We start from the raw sequence: 21,557 nt of genomic DNA, 5'->3' as shown, positions 1-21,557 counted from the left end.
CCGTCCGGAAAACTCCTCTATACCCTACATTTGAACGGAGTAGTTATGACACTGAAACTTGGCGTAATCGGCACCGGCGCAATTGGCCAGGAACATATTCGTCGCTGCAGCAAAGTGCTGCAGGGTGCGAAAGTGGTGGCTGTCTCCGATATTAATATCGAAGGCGCTAAAGGCGTGGTTAGCCGTCTGGGTCTGGAGGCGGAAGTCTATGCCAACGGGCATGATGTTATTCGCTCCTCTGACGTTGACGCGCTTATCGTCACCTCCTGGGATCCCACGCATGAAGAATTTACGCTTGCGGCCATCGCGGCGGGCAAACCGGTATTTTGCGAAAAGCCGCTGGCGCTGACTGCTGAAGGCTGCCGCCGCGTGGTGGAGGCTGAAATTGCCCACGGCAAGCGTCTGGTTCAGGTTGGCTTTATGCGCCCTTACGATACTGGCTATCGTGCGTTAAAGCAGGTTATCACCAACGGTGATATCGGCGAGCCGCTGATGCTGCACTGCGCCCACCGCAACCCAACGGTGCCGGAAAGCTATACCACCGATATGGCGATCACCAACACGCTAATCCACGAGCTGGACGTGCTGCGCTGGCTGACCGAGGACGACTATAAAACGGTTCAGGTTGTTTTCCCGCGTGATACCAAAAATACCCATGCGAAACTGCGCGATCCGCAAATCGTACTGTTTGAAACGCAAAAAGGCGTGCGCATTGACGTCGAGATTTTCGTTAACTGCGCCTATGGCTACGATATCCAGTGTGAGGTCGTGGGCGAAACCGGGATTGCACGACTGCCGGAGCCAGCCTCCGTTCAGCTTCGTAAAGAGGCGAAGCTGTCCACTTCTATTCTGACCGACTGGAAGGATCGCTTTATCGATGCCTATGACGTTGAGCTACAGGCATTTATCAATGACGTCACGGCTGGCCAACTGCACGGCCCTTCCGCATGGGACGGTTACGCGGCTTCCGTGGCGGCAGATGCCTGCCTGAAGGCTCAGGAAAGCGGGGCGATTGAAAGCGTTGAACTGCCGCCGCGCCCGGCGTTTTACAACAAATAATGCCGACCGGCTCCTCTGCGCAGGCAGAGGAGGTGTCAAATGACGAGCAGGAAGAAACTGATGAAAATCGCCTTTGATGTAGATGTCATTAAAGATTTGGGTATCACCAAAATGGTTCACCAGGTGGCGGAGTGGGGCTACAAATATATTGAGCAGTCGCCGCATCCGCAGATTAATCCGTTCTATAAACATCCTAAGGCCAGTCGGGAAATCATCACCGAATACAAAAACGCGCTGCGCGCAACCGGGCTGGAAATCTCCTCCTATATCGTAGTCTATCGTTGGTCAGGCCCGGATGAGGCACGTCGCCAGGCGGCCGTGCGCAACTGGAAGCGTATGATTGAAATCGCGGTGGAAACCGGCGTGCAGGTTATCAATACCGAGCTTTCCGGCACGCCAAACGAACCGGAGATCTGCGAAGAGATGTTTTACCGTTCTATGGAGGAGCTGCTGCCCATCGTCGAGCGGGAAGGCATTCGTATTGAAGTTCAGTCTCACCCGTGGGATTTCTGCGAAGAAAACAACGAAACAGCCGATCTGGTGAAGTCGTTCCGCAGCGAAAACGTCAAATATCTTTATAGCGTGCCGCACACCTTTTTTTACGACAAAGGCAAAGGCGACGTAAAAAGCATGTTGGAATATGCAGGCGGCGACCTTTCACACGTGCTCATCGCCGATACCATGAACCATACCAAACACTGCCGCTATATTGTCAATCCGCCAGGCGTGGACGCCACCATTCATCAGCACGTGGGCGTGGGCGAAGGCGAAGTGGATTTCGATACGCTGTTTAAAACCCTGCGCGAGATGGATTTTGCCAACCGCACTTATAAGGTCGGCGGCGAGTCGATAGTTGCCGCCTCACTGTTTGGCTATCCGGAAAAAATGAAATATCAGGCAGTAGAAACCCGTGAGCTGATCGAACGCGAACTGCTTCGCTAACCTTCAGGCGCACAGGTTGATCCTACGCGCGGAAAGCCCAGGCAGGCGCACCGCGCCATCTTAATGACAGACCGCTGAGGCACCACCATGAACAAAGAAAACGTAAAGCTGGCGATAGCCCCGATTGGCTGGACCAATGACGATATGCCTGAGCTGGGTGCGGAAAACACTTTCCAGCAGATCGTCAGCGAAATGGCGCTGGCTGGCTTCACCGGCAGTGAGGTCGGCAGTAAATATCCGCGCGATCCGGCGGTGCTGAAACCGATGCTGAACATTCGCGGCATCCAAATCTGCAACGCCTGGTTCAGCACCTTTTTCGCCAATGGCGACAGGGCAAAAACCATTGATGAATTTATCAACCATCGCGATTTTCTTCACGCGATGGGCGCCAAAGTGATCGGCTGCTCCGAGCAGAGCAAAAGCATCCAGGGCACCACGCTGGCGGTGCTGGAAGAGAAACCGCACTTTACCGAAGAGGAGTGGCAGCTGACGGCGGAGGGCTATAACGAGCTGGCCGCGCTGGCGGCGGAAAAAGGCATGCAGGTTTGTTTGCACCATCATATGGGGACGGCCATTCAGACCGCAGCAGAGATCGACAAATTTATGGCGCTGACCCATGACGACGTTTATCTGCTGTTCGATACCGGCCATGCCTACTACTCGGAAGGCAGCCAGGCGCAAATGCTGGCCATCCTGGAAAAATATCTGCCGCGTATCAATCACGTGCATCTGAAGGACGTGCGTGATGAGGTGGTGGCGCAGGTCAGAAGCCAGCGGCTCTCTTTCCTGGACGGCGTAAAAAAAGGCACCTTTACCGTTCCCGGCGATGGCGTGATTGATTTTGATCCGGTGTTTAAAATTCTGGACGAATCGGGCTACAAAGGCTGGATGGTGGTGGAAGCGGAGCAGGATCCGGCGCTGGCGAATCCGTTTGAATATGCCGTCAAGGCCAGAAAATATATCCGCGAACACGCAGGTCTGTAAGCCAATCGGCCAGGCATTGTCCACAGGGAAGTGTTAGCCAGTAAAGGCAGTAAGGAGTAAGCCGGCAAAATGATGGTCAGGGATGCACCGGTCAGAAAAGTAACAGGGCGGAGACGCAGCAGGTCGCGAAAGCAGTAAGTCGGGAAAACTATGGGTAGGGAAGCAGCAGGTCGCGAAAGCAGTGAACCGGGAAAGAAATGGCTCGGGAAGCGGTAAGCAAGCCAATCCTGTCCTGTCGTAACGGTACACAAGGACGACAGAGGCGGGCAAACGGCGCGGGCGGGAAAAGCCTTTTGCAAAGCCGCTGCCTAAATAAAAATAGCGCCTGGCTTTTCTGCCGGACGCTATTTTTAAAGGGGAATTATTTCAGCACTACCGTATTGATAATGTTTTCCGCTTCGGTCTGCGACTGCTGCTGATTGTCCGCAGGCAGCGTAATTTGCAGAGTCAGCAGTTTGCCATCGACTTTCGCCAGCAGCACTGACGACCAGGAAGACTGGCCCTTGGCCGAAATCACCGAATCCAGCTGCTGTGCTGGCTGGCCTTTCAGCTCGACAGATTTGTTCGTCACTACCTGCAGCTGCGCATCGCGGTTACGCTGCTGATCTTCCAGGCGCTTCGCCAGCACGTCCAGGCTTTCGTTCGTGGCATCGCCCGCAATCACAATAATCGCTTTCTGGCCGCTGGCATCGGCGTATACGTGCATATTATTGGCCTGCGTGCCCATTTTTCCACTCTGATCGGACATGCCTGCCGGCAGCGAGAAGCTGAGCTTGCCGTCCATCAGGGTAACGGTCTGGCTGCTTTGGCTGCTGCTGACGCCGTTATCATCGGCGGCGGCTTTATCATCTTTGCCGTCGCAGGCGGCCAGTCCGACCACCAGTAAACCGATACCGGCATATTTCAGTAAGTTACGCATCGTGATCCCTTTTACGTTAGTCGTTCGCGCTGTTCAGCAACTTATACAATAGTAATCAGCGGCTAAAAGCAACCTGCCGTGGCGCGCTGCCCACCAAAACGCATGGCCGGGCGCGACGTCACAGTGTGACAGACTAGCCGAAGTTGACCTGAGCGCCAGAGGATTTTTCCGTTATCCGCTTCAGCATGGCGTTTAACAGCACGCCATAGGCTGGCAGGAAGAAAATCACGCAGATAAGAACCTTAAAGCTGTAGTCCACCAGCGCAATTTCCACCCAGTTCTGTGCCATAAACGGATCGGGGCTTTTGTAGAAAGCGATAAAGAAAAACGCCAGCGTGTCGCTGATATTACCCAGGAACATAGCGGAGGCAGGGGCTACCCACCATTGCGGCAGTTTGCGCAAGCGGTTAAAAACGTGCACGTCGAGGATTTGTCCCAGCGCATAGGCCATAAAGCTGGCGCAGGCGATACGAGCGACAAACAGGTTAACGCTTGCCAGCGCGCCCAGCCCCTGCCATTCGCCCTGATAGAAAAGCGCAGAAATGCTGTAGGAGATAAACAGCGCCGGGATCATCACCGCAAGAATAATTCGTCGGGCCAGCGGCGCACCGAAAATTCGTACCGTTAAATCGGTAGCCAGAAAGATAAAGGGAAAGCTGAACGCTCCCCAGGTAGTATGGAAACCAAAAATCGAAATGGGCAGCTGCACCAGATAATTACTGGAGGTAATGACCAGCAGATGGAACAGCGATAGCCAGATCAGCGCATGTTTACGCTGACGAGAAGAGAAAGAGATCATCAATGTAGCCTTTTTTAACTATGGGGTGAGGGAACCCAAAAAATTGTCTCGCCCGAGCGATTGCGCGGCATCTTACCGAATCAGTCTGCTAATGCAATGGTTAATTTTAGCGCAAACGTTGTCGTTCAGAGCCTGGCTTGCACATGCCGACGTCGGGAGTAAAATAGGGGGCATTTCCTGTCTGATTGAGAATGTTATGAGCGAATCGTTCGCAAATCCCGACCAAACCCTGGATGCTTCAGGCCTGCGCTGCCCTGAGCCGGTGATGATGGTGCGTAAAGCCGTGCGCCATATGCAGGAGGGCGAAACGCTGCTGGTGATCGCTGACGATCCGGCCACCACGCGCGATATCCCCGGTTTCTGCCGCTTTATGGAACATACGCTGCTGGCGCAGGCGACTGAGGAACTACCCTATCGCTATCTGTTAAAAAAGGGGTTGTAGCGTCGCGTCCTGCCCGTATCAGTGCGGGCAGGTAAAGTTAGCGCTTACTCAGCAATCGCAGCGCGTTCGCCGTGACCAGCGCGGTGGCACCAGAGTCCGCCAGCACGGCCAGCCATAGCCCGGTAATGCCCAGCAGCGTAGTGACCAGGAATACCCCCTTCAGCCCGAGCGCCAGCGAAATATTCTGTCGAATATTGGTATGGACGGCGCGTGCCAGACGGATTGTCGTCGCCAGGCCCGCCAGCCGGTTATGCGTCAGCGCCGCGTCGGCGGTTTCCAGCGCAACGTCGCTGCCGCTACCCATAGCGATGCCGACAGTCGCCGCTTTCATCGCGGGTGCATCGTTGATGCCATCGCCGACCATTGCAACGGCGCGCCGTTGGTTTAGCGCATGAATAGCCGCTACTTTATCTGCAGGCAGCAGGCCAGCGCGATAGCTGATGGCGAGCTTGTTGGCGATAGCTGCCGCCGCGCGCGGATTGTCGCCGGTCAGCATGATCGTTTCTATATTTAAAGCATGAAGTTCGCTCAGCGCGGCAACCGCGTCCGCACGTAGCGTATCGCGCAGCGCGATAAGCCCGACCGGAACAGCATCCTGCACGACAATGACGACCGTATTTCCTGTCGATTCCAGCTCTGCGACGCTCATCTGCTGCTCGGCCGTCAGCCTCAGCTTGCCGGGCGTGCAGATTAAGAGTTTGTGACCGCTAACTACCGCTTCTATACCGCTTCCTGCAAGCGCCCGCTGCGCCGTAGCGGCAGGTATAACAAGCTGGCGCTGTTCTGCCAGCTGCACAATTGCCCTGCCCAGCGGATGAGAGGAACCCTGCTCAACGGCAGCGGCTTTAGCCAGCAATTCCGCTTCATTGAGGGCAGCAAAGGCCTGAATGCTCTCAATACGGGGTTTGCCTTCGGTCAGCGTACCGGTTTTGTCGAACGCCAGCGTGCGCACGCCGTTCAGGCTTTCCAGCGCCGCGCCGCCCTTAATCAGTACGCCATGGCGGGCCGCAGCGGCCAGGCCGGAGGTGATCGCCGCTGGCGTGGAGATCACCAGCGCACAGGGACAGCCAATCAGCAGCAAAGTCAGTCCCTTATAAATCCACGACTGCCAGTCGCCAGCAAAGAATAGCGGCGGTACGGTGGCCACCAGCAGCGCAACAGCCATCACCAGCGGCGTGTAAATGCGGCTGAAACGATCGAGAAAACGTTCGACCGGCGCGCGGTTGGCGTCTGCCTCTTCAATTAAACGCAGGATACGGTCGATAGCGCTCTGACCAGGTTTTGACGTGACTTTCAGCCTCACCAGGCTATCGATGCTCAGGCTGCCTGCCGCCACGGATTCACCTGCCCGTCGCTCCACCGGCATGGATTCGCCAGTTAATGCGCTTTCATCAAAGCTGGCGAAAGGCGTAACCAGACAGGCGTCGGCAGGCAGGCGTCCGCCTGCGGCAACCTCAATAAGATCGCCAGGCCGTAGCGCGCTTACGGCCACGGTTTCACGCGCATCGTTCCGGATGCGTCGCGCCTGCTCGGGTTTTAACGCCATCAGCGCCGTTACGCCACGACGCGCGCGCCCTGCGGCAAAAGCCTCCAGACGTTCCCCAAGCATAAACAGCAGCAGCACCATGGCTGCCTCCGCGGCTGCGCCGATAAAAAGCGCGCCAATGGCGGCTACGGTCATTAAAGTTTCAATGGCAAAAGGCGTTCCGCTGCGCATCAGGCGCAGGGCGGTACGGGCAACGGGCCAGCAGCCCGCCAGTGTGGTGACGATAAACGCGATTTTTCCGGCCTGCGGATCGATCGTCTGTAGCAGCCAGCCGGTGAGCAGCAGCCCGCCGAGCAGCAGCAGCATGCCGTTTTCCTGCCAGAACCCTGCTGACTTTGCCGCTGGCTGCGTGGCAGAGCGCAGGGTAAATCCGGCTCTGGCGACCGCCTGCTCAACCTGCTGCTGCACATCTTTATCGGCGCTTACCACCAGCTTTTCCGTAGCGAACAGCACGCGAGCCTGAGTGACGCCTTGCAGCTGGCCTACGGCGTTTTCGATCTTTCTGGCGCAGCCCGGACAGTCCATTCCGCCGATTTGCCAGCTGTAATCCGCACCGATTCTTTCTTCTTTTTCAGGCTGCGGTTCGCAGGCGGCTGTAGCACAATGGCCGTTAAAAGAGGTGATTTTCCCCAGGTTGGGACGCGGTTTGCTGCAACCTTGCTGTCCGGCCGCGTGGCGCTGCCCGCAAGGGCAGGGAGAAGATGGATGTTGTTGCATGATGCCTCCTGATAAGCATGACGGGCTGCTTCCCCGCCAGGCTTATCTTACACTCTGGAGCTGACTCCAGAGTCAAGGCGTAAATCAGAGATAGAGCGAGCGGACAATCATAAAGTGACCCGCAAAATAACAGGCGGCGGTAATGGCACTGTCGGCGGCAAAGCGGCGACGATAGTGGCTAACCAGCCAAACGATATTGGCGAGCAGCAGCAGCGACGTTCCGACCATTAATGAGAAACCATAGTCCGTCGGCCGGAAAACGTATTGCTCGGTGGTCAGCCAGACCATCAGCAGCGTCATGCCGATAAAGGTGCAAACCGGCCAGCGCAGATCCTCCAGCTTTGTCCAGATAGCCGCAATCAGCAGCGCGCCCATAACCAATACGGTCAATGGGATCGGCCAGAAGAACGTCAGCGTCATATGGCTGGCGAAGCAGATGGTATAAAGCAGATGCGAGAGGAAAAATGCGCCGATAGCGTAGAGCATTCGCCGTTCAGGCAGCAGCATCAGCGCATCGCCGACCAGCGTCGCCAGCAGGCCAAACAGAATGAGATAATCCGTAGCGCTTAACGCTGGCGCTTGCCATGCCCAGGCGAGCAGCAGCAAAAGCGTGACCGGTTTAAAGACCCAGCGCTGCCATTGCGGGCCACGGTAAGTAGCGTCAACGTACAGCCAGCCGGAAAAAAGCACTGCCAGAAACGACCAGATCATAATGTGTCCCTTTGTTTTTAGATGCTAAATTCCACAGTTCTGGTTTTAGTTTAGGACAGGGGCCAACGATGTGACAATGAGAGGTCTCTGGTTGTATTCTTTCTGTTTACGCTGCAAAAAAGAGGAAAAGTTGTGAAGCCACCCCTGATTTTTTTTATTACGCTGGCCATTATCGCCGTGCTGGCAACCCGGCAATTTATCAAACAGCGGCAGGAAGTGGCGGTCAACGATGCTTCGCCCGTACGCAGCCTGCCGGTCGAAATCAAAGACAAACGGGAAGTCTCCACCTCTGCGCTGCGCTCGCGCCAGCGGGAAAATATTCCGGTCGAAGCAATGCGATACGAGGCGTGGTTCCATCCGCTGAACGGCGCGGGAGATTTTAAGCTGGTGCTGAAAGCCGGCGACTATCACCAACTGGCACGGGGAGAAAAAGGTGAACTACAGGTGCAGGGCACGCGATTTATCGCCTTCCGGCCACGCTGACGGCATGGCCGGAAAGAAGACCCGGCCGCCTACTGTTTGGGAAACTGCTTTTTCTGCCAGGCCAGCAGCTCAAACACACCAAAAAAGAAAATCTTAGCCTGAAGCGCGCCGCTCAGTTTTGGCGCTTCTTTAGACTGCGTGGCGCGCATCAGCACCAGCTGTAGGCCGTGCATAATCACCATAAAGAACAGCGCGACGTTGATAAAATATTTTAGCGGCGCGGGGTAAGGATGGACCAGGTTGAGCAGCAAAAAGGCCCACACGCATACCATTAGCGCTCTGCCCAGATTAATCAGCATGGCTTTCTCTCTTCTCAGGGGAACGACGAACATAAAGACGACAGGCAACCTGTCCGGCGGTTTTCTCGCGGTACAGCTGCCAGTTTACCGGCACAGGCGGCACGCCGCTTTCCACTTCGCTTTCTACATAGATTAAAGCCTCTTCCGCCAGCCAGCCCTGGGTTTCCAGCAGCGTCAGCGTTTCTTCCAGCAGCCCTTTGCGGAACGGCGGGTCGATAAAGGCCAGCTGGTGAGGTTCGCCAGGCTTAGCCAGAAACTGTAGCGTATTGGTATTAATTACGCGGCCGTTTGCCGCACCCAGCGTGGCCAGATTTTTCTCCAGCTGCTGCGCGACCGGGCGCTCCAGCTCCAGCAGCGTAGCCGAGGCCGCATGGCGCGACAGGGCTTCCAGACCCAGCGCGCCGCTGCCGGCAAAGCAGTCCAGGCAACGCGCGCCATGAATATCGGGCGCCAGCCAGTTAAACAGCGTCTCACGCACGCGATCGGTGGTAGGGCGCAGTCCGGCGCTGTCGGGCACCGGCAGCTTTCTGCCGCGCCACTGGCCGCCAATGATGCGGATCTGTCCGGCGCTGCCGCCGCGAGGTTTTTTATTCATCTGACTTAACTCTTCATAATTTGTTGCACAGTTTAACGGGCTTACCGGGCAGAGGAAACGTAAAAAGGGTGCTGTGTTGCGTTAGCAGGAAAGTGTTAGACTAGGGGATTAAGATTATTTTCAGAGACCTGACGGTTTTTTTCCCCGCGAGGAGTGTGGTTGCACCATGGCAAAAAATAAAAAACGTGGCTTTTTTTCCTGGCTGGGATTAGGACGCGAAGAAAAAGCGCCTGAGGAAGAGGTCCAAACGTCAGAACAGCAGCAGAGCGAAACCGCGGACGCTGCCACGCCTCCTGACGTGGAGCAGCGTGCCGAAGCCGTTGTAGAAGTGACGGAAACCGTTGCTCGCGAGCAGGCTGCACGGGGCCCGAGCGAACAGGACAGCACAGAGCCGGAAGCGCACGCAGCCGCTAAGCCTGCGCCGCTGGCGGAAGAAACTGCCGCCGCCAGCACGGAGCCGAAAGCGGAGCCGTTGCCGGAAGAGCATGCGGCCGCTAAGGCCGAACCAGAAGAAGAATGGCTGCCGGAAGAGCAAGCGGTCGCTAAGGCCGAACCAGAAGAATGGCTGCCGGAAGAGACGGCGGCCGTGCAGGCGGAGCCGGAACCTTTGCCTGAAGAGATTGTTGCCGCCGCGCCGGAACCGGAAGAGGCGGCGATCGCCGCAGAACAGGCCGATGACATCACGCCGGAAGAACTGGAAGCCGCCGCGCTCTCTGCCGGTGCCTCAGAAGCTGAGCTAAAGGTCATCGAGGAAGAAGAATCCGTCGCTGCCGCGCTGGTTAAAGTTGAGCAGGCTAACGCCGCTGAGGAGCAGGAGCAGGCTGCGGAAGAGCAGGCACGCCCGACCAAAGAAGGCTTTTTCGCCCGCCTGAAGCGCAGCCTGGTCAAAACGCGCCAGAATTTAGGTTCCGGCTTCGTCAGCCTGTTCCGCGGTAAAAAAATCGATGATGAGCTGTTTGAAGAGCTGGAAGAGCAGCTGCTGATCGCCGACGTAGGCGTTGAAACCACGCGCCGCATCATTACTAACCTGACCGCTCAGGCAAGCCGCAAACAGCTGCGCGACGCCGAAGCACTGTACGGGCTGCTGAAGCAGGAAATGGCCGACATTCTGGCGAAAGTCGAGGCGCCGCTGGAGGTTACCGGCAAAACGCCGTTCGTTATCCTGATGGTCGGCGTCAACGGCGTGGGTAAAACCACCACCATCGGCAAGCTGGCGCGCCAGTATCAGGCGGAAGGCAAATCGGTCATGCTGGCGGCGGGCGATACCTTCCGCGCGGCAGCGGTCGAGCAGCTTCAGGTCTGGGGGCAGCGTAACAACATTCCGGTTGTCGCCCAGCATACTGGCGCGGATTCCGCCTCGGTAATTTTCGATGCCATCCAGGCGGCGAAAGCGCGCAATGTCGACGTCCTGATCGCCGATACGGCGGGCCGTTTGCAGAATAAATCGCACCTGATGGAAGAGCTGAAGAAAATCACGCGCGTGATGAAAAAACTGGATGAACAGGCACCGCACGAGGTCATGCTGACCATCGACGCCAGCACCGGCCAGAACGCCATCAGCCAGGCTAAGCTGTTCCATGAGGCAGTGGGCCTGACGGGCATTACGCTGACCAAACTGGACGGCACCGCTAAAGGCGGCGTGATCTTCTCGGTGGCCGATCAGTTCGGTATTCCTATTCGCTACATCGGCGTCGGCGAAGGCATTGAAGATTTACGCTCGTTCAAGGCAGACGATTTTATAGAGGCACTATTTGCCCGAGAGGACTAGTTAGGATGATTCGCTTTGAAGAAGTCAGTAAGGCTTATCTCGGCGGTCGGCAAGCGCTACAGGGAGTGGATTTTCATCTGCAACCGGGAGAAATGGCGTTTCTGACCGGGCATTCCGGGGCGGGGAAAAGCACCCTGCTGAAGCTGATCTGCGGCATTGAGCGCCCCAGCGCCGGCCATATCTGGTTCAGCGGGCATGACATCAGCCGCCTGAAGAGCCGGGAAGTGCCTTTTTTACGCCGCCAGATCGGTATGATTTTCCAGGATCACCATCTGCTGATGGACAGGTCCGTCTATGACAACGTGGCTATTCCGCTGATTATCGCGGGCGCAAGTGGGGAAGATATTCGCCGCCGCGTGTCTGCCGCGCTGGACAAAGTCGGTCTGCTGGACAAAGCGAAAAGTTATCCTATTCAGCTGTCGGGCGGCGAACAGCAGCGTGTTGGCATCGCTCGCGCGGTGGTTAACAAGCCTGCGGTGCTGCTGGCGGATGAACCAACCGGCAACCTGGATGAAGCCCTGTCCGAAGATATCCTGCGCCTGTTTGAAGAGTTCAACCGCGTGGGTGTTACCGTGCTGATGGCTACTCATGACCGGGCGCTGATCGCCCGCCGCAACTATCGTCTGATGACGCTGAACCAGGGACGTCTGCACGGAGGCAACTATGGCGAATAAGCGTAACCCGCGTCCGGCTGCGCCAAAAACGGCGAAGCAGCCTTCCAAAAGCAAAGCGCTGAAGGGCGGGTGGCAGGAGCAGTGGCGCTACGCGCTGCGCGGTACCCTGTCCGACATGTGGCGTCAGCCGCTGGCAACGCTATTGACGGTAATGGTGATCGCCATCTCCCTGACCTTGCCAAGCGTGTGCTTTATGGTGTGGAAAAACGTCAGCAGCGCGGCGCAGCAGTGGTATCCCGCGCCGCAGCTGACGGTGTATCTGAGCAAAACGCTGGATGACGACGCGGCGGAGAACGTTGTGGCCCAGCTGAAAAAAGAAGAAGGCGTGGATAAGGTTAACTACCTGTCGCGCGAAGAAGCGATGGGCGAGTTCCGCAACTGGTCCGGCTTTGGCGGTGCGATGGATATGCTGGAGCAGAATCCGCTGCCGGCTGTGGCCATCATCACGCCGCAAATCAATTTTCAAAACTCGGACACCATGAACAACCTCAGCTCCCGCGTGGCGAAAGTGCAGGGCGTGGATGAAGTAAAAATGGACGACAGCTGGTTTGCCCGGCTGGCGGCGCTGGCGGGCCTGGTCGGCCAGGTAGCGACCATGATCGGCATCCTGATGATCGTTGCGGTTTTCCTGGTGATTGGCAACAGCGTGCGGCTCAGTATTTTTGCTCGTCGCGACACCATTAACGTGCAGAAGCTGATCGGCGCGACCGACGGCTTTATTCTGCGACCGTTTCTATATGGCGGCGCGCTGCTGGGCTTCTGCGGCGCGCTACTGTCGCTGGCGCTGTCCGAAATACTGGTTTTCCGCCTGGAATCGGTGGTCACTCAGGTCGCTGCCGTGTTCGGCACCACCTTTAGCCTGCACGGTCTGGCCTGGGATGAAAGCCTGCTGCTGCTGCTGATTGCGGCCATGATCGGCTGGGTTGCCGCCTGGCTGGCGACGGTGCAACATTTACGTCGATTTACGCCGCAGTAACCTCTTCTCATTTTTTTTGGTATACTATTCCTCTGTTGCATGAGCATCGTGCCGCAGAGGAAGTCCTCCTCGTAAAAATCTTTCCGGCCTGCTCCCCTTCCCGAGAAATGTGTGTATATTACGCACCGCTGATAGTGAACTTGTGGATAACTTTGTAGTCGAAGTAGCACAGATTGCTCTCCTTTCTCGCTATCGTTCACGTAGTCTTGTGAACCGCTCAGGGAAAGTGCGGCAATATTGTTTAATACAGAGAGGGTTTGAATGACCAAAGAAATGCAAACTTTAGCTATTGCTCCTTTAGGCAACCTGGATTCCTATATCCGGGCGGCTAATGCCTGGCCTGTGCTGACGGCAGAAGAGGAAAAAGCGCTGGCTGAACGGCTGCATTACCAGGGCGATCTGGAAGCAGCCAAGAAGCTGATCCTGTCTCACCTGCGCTTTGTTGTTCATGTCGCTCGTAACTATTCCGGCTACGGTCTGCCGCAGGCGGATCTGATCCAGGAAGGCAACATCGGCCTCATGAAAGCCGTGCGTCGCTTTAATCCGGAAGTGGGCGTGCGTCTGGTTTCCTTTGCCGTGCACTGGATTAAAGCTGAAATCCACGAATACGTTTTGCGTAACTGGCGTATTGTTAAGGTCGCCACCACCAAAGCGCAGCGCAAGCTATTCTTCAACCTGCGTAAAGCCAAGCAGCGTCTGGGCTGGTTTAATCAGGACGAAGTTGAAATGGTGGCGCGCGAACTGGGCGTGACCAGCAAAGACGTGCTCGAAATGGAGTCGCGCATGGCGGCTCAGGATATGACCTTTGATCCGACGCCAGAAGATGAAGGCGAAGGTCGCTCAATGGCGCCAATGCTTTATCTGCAGGACAAATCTTCTGACTTTGCTGACGGCATTGAAGAAGACAACTGGGATAATCACGCCGCAGACAAGCTGAGCGACGCCATGCAGGGCCTGGACGAGCGCAGCCAGGATATTATTCGTGCCCGCTGGCTGGACGATGACAACAAAACCACGCTGCAGGAGCTGGCCGACAAATACGGCGTTTCCGCCGAGCGCGTCCGCCAGCTTGAAAAGAACGCGATGAAAAAACTGCGCGTCGCGATTGAAGCGTAATTCGTAGCGGTAAAAAAAGGCGGCCTCCGGGCCGCCTTTTTGTTTTCAGGCTCCGCATGCTGATAAGCTTTCTCATACTGAAACCCCAGGTCCGACGTTCCGGACTTCAGATTCAAACCCTGGGTTCCGAAGCCTGACCTCAGGCCCAAAGCCCGGAATTTATAACCCAAAGCCTTCTATCTTAAGCGGCTCTTACTGCCTAAGCCCGCTGCCAAACCCAGCCGTCTGCGCCAGCGATAAATCCTTGCCTGCACATAAAAGCCGAAAGCCCTTCGTCATCCGTTTTCGGCATCCGCCAGCGCGTTACGGCCGCGTTTTGCGCCAGCGCTTCTTCCAGCAGATAGCTGCCGACGCCGCGCCGCCTGGTGGCTTCCCGCACCATAAAATCCGTCAGCTCGCCCTGCGCTTCATTCAGCGTCACTTTCACGGCCGCCAGCAGCCGATCGTTGAACCTGGCCGCATAGAGCCGATGACGATCGTCCAGCCTGTTTTCCAGATCTGCCGGATCTTCCTGCGGCCAGATTTTGCTCAGATCCACAAGATCCTGAGCGCTTAAGCGTTGCAGCCTGAGAATAGTCAGTTTCATAAAAATTTACCGTGCCGACGTGAGAGGCAGATTGTAGCGAAAATGCGCGTGAAGAGGCGCGTAACTTTTTTTGTATAAAAACAAAGCAATCTGTCAGGGTGGCGTTTAAAGTTAAAGATAAACGCTGAGTTAATGCGATGAATGCAGAATAACCCGCTGGCTGGACGCCCAAACAGCCCGCATTCGTACCAGTCATTTATGCTGATGCTGGCGGTAATATCACATGAAGTCAGTTGATTTACAGAAGAAAATTCCTGTTTAATAACCTGAAATTTATAGTCTTATTAATAAAATGGCTGTATCCCGCGTTAACCCGTTCTTCTTATGGCGTTTATCGATGGGAGCAGTATAAAAAACAGCAAACACAAGATGGGGTAGTCAGGATGAAAATGAAAGGTAGCGCGTTTTTAGCAGGCTGCATGGCATTGGCGCTCAGTCATGCCGCCGCCGCAGAAGACATTAAAGTGGCCATCGTTGGCGCTATGTCTGGCCCGGTTGCGCAATATGGTGATATGGAGTTCACCGGCGCGAAACAGGCTATTGCCGATATCAACGCCAAAGGCGGCGTCAACGGCAATAAACTGGTCGGCGTGCAGTATGACGATGCCTGCGATCCAAAACAGGCGGTTGCGGTCGCCAATAAGGTTATCAACGACGGTATCCGCTATGTTATCGGCCACCTTTGCTCTTCTTCTACCCAGCCCGCCTCCGATATCTATGAAGACGAAGGCGTACTGATGATTACCCCGGCGGCCACCAACGCCGACCTGACCACCCGTGGCTATAAAATGATTATGCGCACCACGGGCCTGGATTCCGATCAGGGCCCGACCGCAGCGAGATATATTCTTGATCGGATCAAACCGCAGCGCATTGCCGTGATCCACGATAAGCAGCAGTACGGCGAAGGGCTGGCGCGCTCCGTGCAGGCGAGCCTGAAAAAATCGGGCGGCAACGTGGTGATGTTTGAAGGCGTGACCGCAGGCGATAAAGACTTCTCCACGCTGGTGGCGCGCCTGAAAAAAGAGAACGTCGATTTTGTCTATTTTGGCGGCTACTACCCGGAAATGGGGCAGATCCTGCGGCAGTCACGCGCGGCCGGGCTGCAAACCCGCTTTATGGGGCCAGAAGGCGTAGGCAACGCTTCGCTCTCTAATATCGCCGGCGCGGCTTCCGAAGGCATGCTGGTTACGCTGCCGAAACGTTACGACCAGGTGCCGTCTAACCAACCCGTTGTCGATGCGCTGAAAGCGAAAAAGCTCGATCCAACCGGCCCGTTTGTCTGGACGACCTACGCCGCGCTGCAGGCCTTAACCACCGGTATGGAGCGCAGCAAAAGCGCCGAGCCGGAAGAGATTGCTAAAAACCTGAAAGAGGGCGCGCCGGTGCCAACGGTAATGGGCGACTTAAGCTGGGACGCCAAAGGCGATCTGAAAGGCTTTGAGTTCGGCATCTTTACCTGGCATGCCGACGGCTCTTCTACCGCGGTAAAATAATAATAGCGGACGTCACAGACTGACGTCCGTAGCGCGATGCTTCACGGGCTGCCCGCATCATTGCTTATCAGGGTTTAAAGGGGTGGAAATATCGGGGCGCCGCATCGGCCCCGATAACGGACTGCTTTCCGCCCGTGTTGTTAAAGCATCTCTCTTTCCGCCTGGGCGGATAGCAGTAAGGTATTCTTTATGTCCGAGCAGTTTCTCTATTTTCTGCAGCAGATGTTCAACGGCGTCACGTTGGGCAGCACCTATGCGCTGATCGCCATCGGTTACACCATGGTGTACGGCATCATCGGCATGATCAACTTCGCTCACGGCGAGGTATATATGATCGGCAGCTATGTCTCTTTTATCGTCATCGCCGCGCTGATGATGATGGGCATTGATGCCAGCTGGCTGTTGATCGGCGCCGGTTTTCTCGTGGCTATCGTTATTGCCAGCGCCTATGGCTGGAGCATCGAACGCGTGGCTTATAAGCCCGTGCGTTCCTCCAAGCGGCTGATCGCGTTGATTTCCGCCATCGGTATGTCTATTTTTCTGCAAAACTACGTCAGCCTGACTCAGGGCTCGCGCGATTTGGCCCTGCCGGGCCTGGTCAGCGGGCAGTGGACGCTGGGCGTCAGCAACGGTTTTGCCGCCACCATCTCCACTATGCAGGTAGTGATTTGGGTGGTGACCTTTGTCGCGATGCTGGCCCTGACGCTATTTATCCGCTACTCGCGCATGGGCCGCGCTTGCCGCGCCTGCGCCGAAGATCTGAAAATGGCCAGCCTGTTGGGCATTAACACGGATCGCGTGATCTCACTGACCTTCGTGATCGGCGCGGCAATGGCGGCGGTAGCGGGCGTTCTGCTGGGCCAGTTCTACGGCGTCATCAATCCTTATATCGGCTTTATGGCCGGGATGAAAGCGTTCACCGCGGCCGTGCTGGGCGGCATAGGCAGCATTCCCGGCGCGATGCTGGGCGGCCTGATCCTGGGCATTGCCGAAGCGCTGACCTCCGCCTACCTCAGCACTGAATATAAAGACGTGGTCTCTTTTGCGCTGCTGATCGTTGTGCTGCTGGTAATGCCAACCGGCATTCTGGGCCGTCCGGAGGTAGAAAAGGTATGAAAAACCTGCTTAACGCCTCTGTTTCCGCACTGATGCTGGTGGTGCTGGCCGCATTCTTTATGGGGATGCGCCTTAACCTGGACGGCACGCATCTGGTGGTTAACAACGCCGGCAGCGTGCGCTGGAACTGGATCGCCCTCGGCTGCGCCGTGGTCTTTTTCTTTCAGCTGCTGCGGCCGGTTTTTCAGCGCGGGCTAAAGAAAATTTCCGCGCCTTCGCTGGTACTGCCGGGCATTGACGGCTCCACGCCAAAGCAAAAACTCTTTTTGCTGTTGCTGATCGTCGCCGCTGCGGCCTGGCCTTTTATGGTGTCTCGCGGCACGGTCGATATCGCCACGCTGACCCTGATTTATGTGATGCTGGGCCTGGGCCTGAACGTGGTGGTCGGGCTTTCCGGCCTGCTGGTGCTGGGCTACGGCGGCTTTTACGCCATCGGCGCCTACACCTTTGCGCTGCTTAATCACTACTTCGGTTTGGGCTTCTGGGAATGTTTGCCGCTGGCGGGTATTGTGGCCGCGCTGTTCGGCCTGCTGCTGGGCTTTCCGGTGCTGCGCCTGCGCGGTGATTACCTGGCGATTGTTACGCTGGGCTTTGGCGAAATCGTTCGTATCCTGCTGCTGAACAACACCGGGATCACCGGCGGGCCAAACGGCATCAGCCAGATCCCGAAACCGTCGTTTTTCGGTCTGGAGTTTAACCGTAGCGTGCGCGACGGCGGCTGGGACACCTTCCACCATTTCTTTAACCTGAAATACGATCCCAGCGACCGCATTATCTTTCTCTATATGGTAGCGCTGCTGCTGGTTGTGCTGACGCTGTTTGTAATCAACCGGCTGTTAAGAATGCCGCTGGGCCGCGCCTGGGAAGCGCTGCGCGAGGATGAAATCGCCTGTCGTTCGCTGGGCCTTAGCCCGACGCGCATCAAGCTCACCGCTTTTACTATCAGCGCCGCTTTTGCTGGCTTCGCGGGGAGCCTGTTCGCCGCGCGGCAGGGTTTTGTCAGCCCGGAATCCTTTACCTTCGCCGAATCGGCCTTTGTGCTGGCTATCGTGGTGTTAGGCGGCATGGGGTCGCAGTTCGCCGTGATCCTCGCTGCCGTGCTGCTGGTAGTTTCACGTGAGCTGATGCGCGATCTGAATGAATACAGCATGCTGGTGCTGGGCGGCCTGATGGTGCTGATGATGATCTGGCGACCGCAGGGCCTGCTGCCGATGCAGCGTCCGCACCTGAAGTTAAAAAGCGTGGAAAAAGGAGAGCAGCCATGAAGCCTTTATTGGCCGTAAACGGCCTGATGATGCGCTTTGGCGGCCTGCTCGCGGTCAACAACGTCGAGCTGGAGCTGCGAGAGCAGGAAATCGTTTCGCTGATTGGCCCCAACGGCGCGGGCAAGACTACGGTATTTAACTGCCTGACCGGTTTTTACCGGCCGACGGGCGGCAGTGTCAGGCTGGGCGAGCGGCAGCTGGCGGGTCTGGCGGGGCAGGAGATTGCGCGGATGGGTATCGTGCGCACTTTCCAGCACGTTCGCCTGTTCCGTGAAATGACGGTGATTGAAAACCTGCTGGTAGCGCAGCACCAACATCTGAAAAGCGGCGTGTTTGCCGGCCTGCTGAAAACGCCGGGCTTCCGTAAAGCGGAAAGCGAAGCGCTGGATCGGGCGGCCAGCTGGCTGGATCGCGTAGGATTACTCGCGCTCGCTAACCGTCAGGCGGGCAATCTGGCCTACGGGCAGCAGCGTCGTCTGGAAATCGCCCGCTGTATGGTTACGCGCCCGCAAATCCTGATGCTGGATGAACCGGCGGCGGGCCTGAACCCCAAAGAGACGCTGGAGCTGGACGAGCTGATCGCCGAGCTGCGCAACGAACACAAGGTATCGGTACTGTTGATTGAACACGATATGAAACTGGTCATGGGCATTTCCGATCGCATCTATGTGGTCAATCAGGGCACGCCGCTGGCAAACGGCACGCCGGAAGAAATCCGCAACAACCCGGACGTGATCCGCGCTTATCTGGGAGAAGCATAAAATGGCTATGCTTTCTCTGGAAAACGTCAGCGCGCACTATGGGAAAATCCAGGCCTTGCACAGCGTCAGTTTGCATATCAATCAGGGCGAAATCGTTACGTTGATTGGGGCTAACGGCGCGGGGAAAACCACCATTCTGGGCACGCTCTGCGGAGATCCGCGTGCGACTCAGGGGCGGGTGGTTTTTGACGGCAAGGATATTACCGACTGGCAAACGGCGCGCATTATGCGCGAGGCGATAGCCATCGTGCCGGAAGGTCGCCGGGTCTTTTCCCGCATGACGGTAGATGAGAACCTGGCGATGGGCGGTTTTTTTGCCGATCGTCAGCAGTATCAGTCACGTATCAGGCGCGTCTACGAGCTTTTTCCGCGACTTTATGAACGCCGCGTACAGCGTGCGGGCACCATGTCCGGCGGCGAACAGCAGATGCTGGCGATTGGACGCGCGCTGATGAGCCAGCCGCGCCTGCTGCTGCTGGACGAGCCGTCGCTGGGGCTGGCGCCGATCATTATTCAGCAGATCTTCGACACCATCGAGCAGCTACGTCAGGAGGGAATGACCATCTTCCTGGTGGAACAAAACGCCAATCAGGCGCTGAAGCTGGCCGATCGCGGTTACGTGCTGGAGAACGGCCACGTGGTGCTGAGCGACAGCGGCGAGGCGCTATTGGCTAACGAAGCGGTACGCAGCGCCTATCTGGGCGGCTGAGATTACGGGGCTGGTTTACCGGCCCCTTTATTATTCCCGGTATTTTTCAATTAATAGCCTGCTTATTTCCACGTTATTAAAACGCTCTCCCGCTTATTCTCTTCCTGAAGTGCTCTGTATTTATTTTTCAAGCCAATGCTGCATAACCTCAGAAAATGCCGCCTTAAATTATTGCAGATAGCTATGTAGTGGGTGTATGCTTTTTGTTCAGCAGTGAATGGAAAATAAGCACAAGGAGAGGCTGTGTCGCAACCAAAGCAAGGGCTACTGACTTTTCGCGCGGAAGGCAATAATTTCAGAGGGAATCGTTATTATTCCCGGATTATTCACTGGCCTGGCAATGCCTCAGCTTGTCAGGGGGATGCGTCGGGCGTGACGATTGGACGCGGATTCGATATGGGCAGCAGAACCAAAGCGGAATCCTATAGTTGTCTGATAAAGGCCGGAATTGCGTCCGAAAGCGCAAAAAAGATAGCGGACGGGGCAGGGCTAAAATATTGCCGGGCAGAAAATTTTGTGACTGCCAATAAAAAAATATAGAAGAAATATCAGAAGAACAGCAGCTAAGTTTATTCACAATGACTTATAGTGATTATTATTACAAAGCGGAGAATTTTTATTTCAGAAGAAAAGGAAAAGATGCGGTAGCCTGGAGAGATCTGGATCAGGCGCTAAGAGACGTTTTCGTGGACATGTTCTATCAGGGCAGGCTAAATCCAAATCGGGTTAAATATTTTGAAAAAAATGACAGAAGCAATGTTATCAGGCTCATAAAAGGCAACAGACTACTGTCTGGGGATGAAGCAGGAAGAAACAGGATAGGTTATCTGCTGGTCGAGGGCGCATGATAAAATTATTATTGCCTACATTACTATTTATCAGCCTGACAAACGTGGGGTTTCCCGGTACTGTAGCTGCTGAATATAATTTAAAACCGCTTTGCAATGTTAATAAAAAATCAGAAATTAAAAGTGTGTGTGTAAATAATTTCCAGGTGCAGAAGGAAGAATATAAAAAAACCTATAAAGAATTTTACAGAAAGGTCATCGCTGAAAGGAAGCGTATAGATAATTTTACCGATTTTATCAATAATATTGAAGAAAGCGAGAGACTATGGGAAAATTATATAATCAGAGAGTGCTCGGCAGAAGCCTCTTTGAAAAAACAATACTCAGATGATTACCTGCTTACCTATGAAAACTGCATGGCGCATCATTATGTTAATAAAACAAATTATTATGAGAATTTTAAATTAGATTAATTTAATGTCTTCGGAGGAATATATTAACTTCCTTGTAAGTCTTATTATTAATTGATTGTTTTAATTTTATTAATAAATTTTAGGATTAAAAAAAGATTTTCAGCATTCTTTAAGTGCCTTTAGATAATTATCTTCATTTGATAATCTCTTTTATAGCTGGTTATTTTGCATTGCTTATTATCAATAATTAAAATTCTATTGTGGATGCATACGAAGCGGGCATATGATTTTTGTTCAGATTTGAATGGCGAATAAACACAAGGAGAGGCTATGTCGGAACCAAAGGAAGGGCTACTGACTTTTCGCGCGGAAGGCAATAATTTCAGAGGAAGT

Annotated in this window: 24 protein-coding genes; 17 read left to right on the top strand and 7 right to left on the bottom strand. The window is 55.3% G+C overall.

The features are described from left to right. Positions 1-45 precede the first annotated feature (45 nt). From EGK14_RS15260 to iolE, 3 genes are all read left to right on the top strand, one after another. Positions 46-1,059 carry a Gfo/Idh/MocA family protein gene (locus EGK14_RS15260; RefSeq protein WP_125289949.1) on the top strand — a complete coding sequence of 338 codons (1,014 nt, stop codon included), beginning with the start codon at positions 46-48 and terminating at the stop codon, positions 1,057-1,059. A 60-nt stretch (positions 1,060-1,119) separates the two neighbouring features. After that, positions 1,120-2,001, top strand: coding sequence for a sugar phosphate isomerase/epimerase family protein (locus tag EGK14_RS15255; protein WP_125289997.1), 882 nt, complete (start codon positions 1,120-1,122; stop codon positions 1,999-2,001). Between the two features lie 87 nt (positions 2,002-2,088). Beyond that, positions 2,089-2,985: a myo-inosose-2 dehydratase gene (iolE, locus tag EGK14_RS15250; protein WP_125289948.1), complete on the top strand. Its 897-nt coding sequence runs from the start codon at positions 2,089-2,091 to the stop codon at positions 2,983-2,985. Between the two features lie 361 nt (positions 2,986-3,346). On the opposite strand, the gene EGK14_RS15245 is transcribed toward iolE, so the two are convergent. After that, entirely contained in the window at positions 3,347-3,904 is a 558-nt protein-coding gene (locus tag EGK14_RS15245; RefSeq protein ID WP_125289947.1) for a DcrB family lipoprotein, read from the bottom strand. 133 nt (positions 3,905-4,037) lie between these two features. Beyond that, on the bottom strand, positions 4,038-4,703 hold the full coding sequence (locus EGK14_RS15240) for a 7-cyano-7-deazaguanine/7-aminomethyl-7-deazaguanine transporter (protein WP_125289946.1): 666 nt from the start codon (positions 4,701-4,703) through the stop codon (positions 4,038-4,040). Between the two features lie 196 nt (positions 4,704-4,899). Between EGK14_RS15240 and tusA the strand changes: the two genes are divergently transcribed. Further along, complete coding sequence (gene tusA / locus EGK14_RS15235) at positions 4,900-5,145, top strand: sulfurtransferase TusA (protein ID WP_125289945.1); 246 nt, start codon at positions 4,900-4,902, stop codon at positions 5,143-5,145. A gap of 37 nt (positions 5,146-5,182) precedes the next feature. On the opposite strand, the gene EGK14_RS15230 is transcribed toward tusA, so the two are convergent. Beyond that, positions 5,183-7,408, bottom strand: a complete 2,226-nt coding sequence (locus EGK14_RS15230; protein ID WP_125289944.1) for a zinc/cadmium/mercury/lead-transporting ATPase — start codon at positions 7,406-7,408, stop codon at positions 5,183-5,185. An 84-nt stretch (positions 7,409-7,492) separates the two neighbouring features. Then, positions 7,493-8,119, bottom strand: coding sequence for a lysoplasmalogenase (locus tag EGK14_RS15225; RefSeq protein ID WP_125289943.1), 627 nt, complete (start codon positions 8,117-8,119; stop codon positions 7,493-7,495). A 132-nt stretch (positions 8,120-8,251) separates the two neighbouring features. On the opposite strand from EGK14_RS15225, the gene EGK14_RS15220 reads away from it, so the two are divergent. Further along, positions 8,252-8,602 carry a DUF2500 domain-containing protein gene (locus tag EGK14_RS15220; protein WP_125289942.1) on the top strand — a complete coding sequence of 117 codons (351 nt, stop codon included), beginning with the start codon at positions 8,252-8,254 and terminating at the stop codon, positions 8,600-8,602. Positions 8,603-8,631: 29 nt separating this feature from the next. On the opposite strand, the gene EGK14_RS15215 is transcribed toward EGK14_RS15220, so the two are convergent. Beyond that, positions 8,632-8,901, bottom strand: coding sequence for a DUF1145 family protein (locus tag EGK14_RS15215; protein WP_125289941.1), 270 nt, complete (start codon positions 8,899-8,901; stop codon positions 8,632-8,634). Beyond that, on the bottom strand, positions 8,891-9,496 hold the full coding sequence (gene rsmD / locus EGK14_RS15210; RefSeq protein ID WP_125289940.1) for a 16S rRNA (guanine(966)-N(2))-methyltransferase: 606 nt from the start codon (positions 9,494-9,496) through the stop codon (positions 8,891-8,893). Before rsmD ends, EGK14_RS15215 begins: the two co-directional genes overlap by 11 nt. Before the next feature lie 166 nt (positions 9,497-9,662). Between rsmD and ftsY the strand changes: the two genes are divergently transcribed. The 4 genes from ftsY (at position 9,663) to rpoH (ending at position 14,030) form a co-directional block, all read left to right on the top strand. Further along, a complete protein-coding gene (gene ftsY / locus EGK14_RS15205) occupies positions 9,663-11,264 on the top strand; it encodes a signal recognition particle-docking protein FtsY (protein WP_125289939.1) in 1,602 nt (533 codons plus the stop codon). Between the two features lie 5 nt (positions 11,265-11,269). Beyond that, the gene (gene ftsE, locus EGK14_RS15200; RefSeq protein ID WP_125289938.1) at positions 11,270-11,938 is read left to right on the top strand and encodes a cell division ATP-binding protein FtsE; all 669 of its coding nucleotides are present in this window, start codon (positions 11,270-11,272) and stop codon (positions 11,936-11,938) included. Beyond that, positions 11,928-12,914: a permease-like cell division protein FtsX gene (ftsX, locus tag EGK14_RS15195; RefSeq protein WP_125289937.1), complete on the top strand. Its 987-nt coding sequence runs from the start codon at positions 11,928-11,930 to the stop codon at positions 12,912-12,914. The genes ftsE and ftsX overlap by 11 nt, the downstream gene beginning before the upstream one ends. Positions 12,915-13,175: 261 nt before the next feature. Next, positions 13,176-14,030, top strand: coding sequence for an RNA polymerase sigma factor RpoH (gene rpoH, locus EGK14_RS15190; RefSeq protein ID WP_125289936.1), 855 nt, complete (start codon positions 13,176-13,178; stop codon positions 14,028-14,030). 199 nt (positions 14,031-14,229) lie between these two features. Here rpoH and panM read toward each other — a convergent pair whose 3' ends face one another. Further along, positions 14,230-14,616, bottom strand: a complete 387-nt coding sequence (gene panM, locus EGK14_RS15185) for an aspartate 1-decarboxylase autocleavage activator PanM (protein ID WP_125289935.1) — start codon at positions 14,614-14,616, stop codon at positions 14,230-14,232. 383 nt (positions 14,617-14,999) lie between these two features. On the opposite strand from panM, the gene EGK14_RS15180 reads away from it, so the two are divergent. The 8 genes from EGK14_RS15180 (at position 15,000) to EGK14_RS15145 (ending at position 21,224) form a co-directional block, all read left to right on the top strand. Then, positions 15,000-16,112, top strand: coding sequence for a branched-chain amino acid ABC transporter substrate-binding protein (locus tag EGK14_RS15180; protein WP_125289934.1), 1,113 nt, complete (start codon positions 15,000-15,002; stop codon positions 16,110-16,112). A 189-nt stretch (positions 16,113-16,301) separates the two neighbouring features. Next, on the top strand, positions 16,302-17,228 hold the full coding sequence (gene livH, locus EGK14_RS15175) for a high-affinity branched-chain amino acid ABC transporter permease LivH (RefSeq protein WP_125289933.1): 927 nt from the start codon (positions 16,302-16,304) through the stop codon (positions 17,226-17,228). Continuing rightward, positions 17,225-18,493: a high-affinity branched-chain amino acid ABC transporter permease LivM gene (locus tag EGK14_RS15170; RefSeq protein WP_125289932.1), complete on the top strand. Its 1,269-nt coding sequence runs from the start codon at positions 17,225-17,227 to the stop codon at positions 18,491-18,493. The genes livH and EGK14_RS15170 overlap by 4 nt, the downstream gene beginning before the upstream one ends. Beyond that, on the top strand, positions 18,490-19,254 hold the full coding sequence (livG, locus tag EGK14_RS15165) for a high-affinity branched-chain amino acid ABC transporter ATP-binding protein LivG (protein WP_125289931.1): 765 nt from the start codon (positions 18,490-18,492) through the stop codon (positions 19,252-19,254). The genes EGK14_RS15170 and livG overlap by 4 nt, the downstream gene beginning before the upstream one ends. Position 19,255: 1 nt before the next feature. Further along, the gene (livF, locus tag EGK14_RS15160) at positions 19,256-19,963 is read left to right on the top strand and encodes a high-affinity branched-chain amino acid ABC transporter ATP-binding protein LivF (protein ID WP_125289930.1); all 708 of its coding nucleotides are present in this window, start codon (positions 19,256-19,258) and stop codon (positions 19,961-19,963) included. Between the two features lie 243 nt (positions 19,964-20,206). Then, positions 20,207-20,503: a hypothetical protein gene (locus EGK14_RS15155; RefSeq protein ID WP_125289929.1), complete on the top strand. Its 297-nt coding sequence runs from the start codon at positions 20,207-20,209 to the stop codon at positions 20,501-20,503. A gap of 38 nt (positions 20,504-20,541) precedes the next feature. Then, positions 20,542-20,811 carry a hypothetical protein gene (locus tag EGK14_RS15150; RefSeq protein ID WP_125289928.1) on the top strand — a complete coding sequence of 90 codons (270 nt, stop codon included), beginning with the start codon at positions 20,542-20,544 and terminating at the stop codon, positions 20,809-20,811. Then, a complete protein-coding gene (locus EGK14_RS15145) occupies positions 20,808-21,224 on the top strand; it encodes a lysozyme inhibitor LprI family protein (protein WP_125289927.1) in 417 nt (138 codons plus the stop codon). Before EGK14_RS15150 ends, EGK14_RS15145 begins: the two co-directional genes overlap by 4 nt. Positions 21,225-21,557 lie beyond the last annotated feature (333 nt).

The organism is Erwinia sp. 198 (assembly GCF_003937915.1).
GTDB classification, from domain to species: Bacteria; Pseudomonadota; Gammaproteobacteria; order Enterobacterales; family Enterobacteriaceae; genus Erwinia; species Erwinia aeris.
The sequence above is the reverse complement of the archived record's forward strand: the minus strand, read 5'-3'. Positions and strand labels throughout refer to the sequence as shown.

Excerpts from the sequence above, each read along its gene's own strand:
- EGK14_RS15145 (WP_125289927.1), top strand. The coding sequence starts at position 20,808 with ATGATAAAATTATTATTGCCTACATTACTATTTATCAGCCTGACAAAC.
- EGK14_RS15255 (WP_125289997.1), top strand. The coding sequence starts at position 1,120 with ATGAAAATCGCCTTTGATGTAGATGTCATTAAAGATTTGGGTATCACC.
- EGK14_RS15260 (WP_125289949.1), top strand. The coding sequence starts at position 46 with ATGACACTGAAACTTGGCGTAATCGGCACCGGCGCAATTGGCCAGGAA.
- livF (WP_125289930.1), top strand. The coding sequence starts at position 19,256 with ATGGCTATGCTTTCTCTGGAAAACGTCAGCGCGCACTATGGGAAAATC.
- ftsX (WP_125289937.1), top strand. The coding sequence starts at position 11,928 with ATGGCGAATAAGCGTAACCCGCGTCCGGCTGCGCCAAAAACGGCGAAG.
- EGK14_RS15230 (WP_125289944.1), bottom strand. The coding sequence starts at position 7,408 with ATGCAACAACATCCATCTTCTCCCTGCCCTTGCGGGCAGCGCCACGCG.
- ftsE (WP_125289938.1), top strand. The coding sequence starts at position 11,270 with ATGATTCGCTTTGAAGAAGTCAGTAAGGCTTATCTCGGCGGTCGGCAA.
- EGK14_RS15170 (WP_125289932.1), top strand. The coding sequence starts at position 17,225 with ATGAAAAACCTGCTTAACGCCTCTGTTTCCGCACTGATGCTGGTGGTG.
- ftsY (WP_125289939.1), top strand. The coding sequence starts at position 9,663 with ATGGCAAAAAATAAAAAACGTGGCTTTTTTTCCTGGCTGGGATTAGGA.
- EGK14_RS15150 (WP_125289928.1), top strand. The coding sequence starts at position 20,542 with ATGACTTATAGTGATTATTATTACAAAGCGGAGAATTTTTATTTCAGA.
- livG (WP_125289931.1), top strand. The coding sequence starts at position 18,490 with ATGAAGCCTTTATTGGCCGTAAACGGCCTGATGATGCGCTTTGGCGGC.
- iolE (WP_125289948.1), top strand. The coding sequence starts at position 2,089 with ATGAACAAAGAAAACGTAAAGCTGGCGATAGCCCCGATTGGCTGGACC.
- EGK14_RS15245 (WP_125289947.1), bottom strand. The coding sequence starts at position 3,904 with ATGCGTAACTTACTGAAATATGCCGGTATCGGTTTACTGGTGGTCGGA.
- EGK14_RS15225 (WP_125289943.1), bottom strand. The coding sequence starts at position 8,119 with ATGATCTGGTCGTTTCTGGCAGTGCTTTTTTCCGGCTGGCTGTACGTT.
- EGK14_RS15215 (WP_125289941.1), bottom strand. The coding sequence starts at position 8,901 with ATGCTGATTAATCTGGGCAGAGCGCTAATGGTATGCGTGTGGGCCTTT.
- rsmD (WP_125289940.1), bottom strand. The coding sequence starts at position 9,496 with ATGAATAAAAAACCTCGCGGCGGCAGCGCCGGACAGATCCGCATCATT.
- EGK14_RS15240 (WP_125289946.1), bottom strand. The coding sequence starts at position 4,703 with ATGATCTCTTTCTCTTCTCGTCAGCGTAAACATGCGCTGATCTGGCTA.
- EGK14_RS15180 (WP_125289934.1), top strand. The coding sequence starts at position 15,000 with ATGAAAATGAAAGGTAGCGCGTTTTTAGCAGGCTGCATGGCATTGGCG.
- panM (WP_125289935.1), bottom strand. The coding sequence starts at position 14,616 with ATGAAACTGACTATTCTCAGGCTGCAACGCTTAAGCGCTCAGGATCTT.
- rpoH (WP_125289936.1), top strand. The coding sequence starts at position 13,176 with ATGACCAAAGAAATGCAAACTTTAGCTATTGCTCCTTTAGGCAACCTG.
- livH (WP_125289933.1), top strand. The coding sequence starts at position 16,302 with ATGTCCGAGCAGTTTCTCTATTTTCTGCAGCAGATGTTCAACGGCGTC.
- tusA (WP_125289945.1), top strand. The coding sequence starts at position 4,900 with ATGAGCGAATCGTTCGCAAATCCCGACCAAACCCTGGATGCTTCAGGC.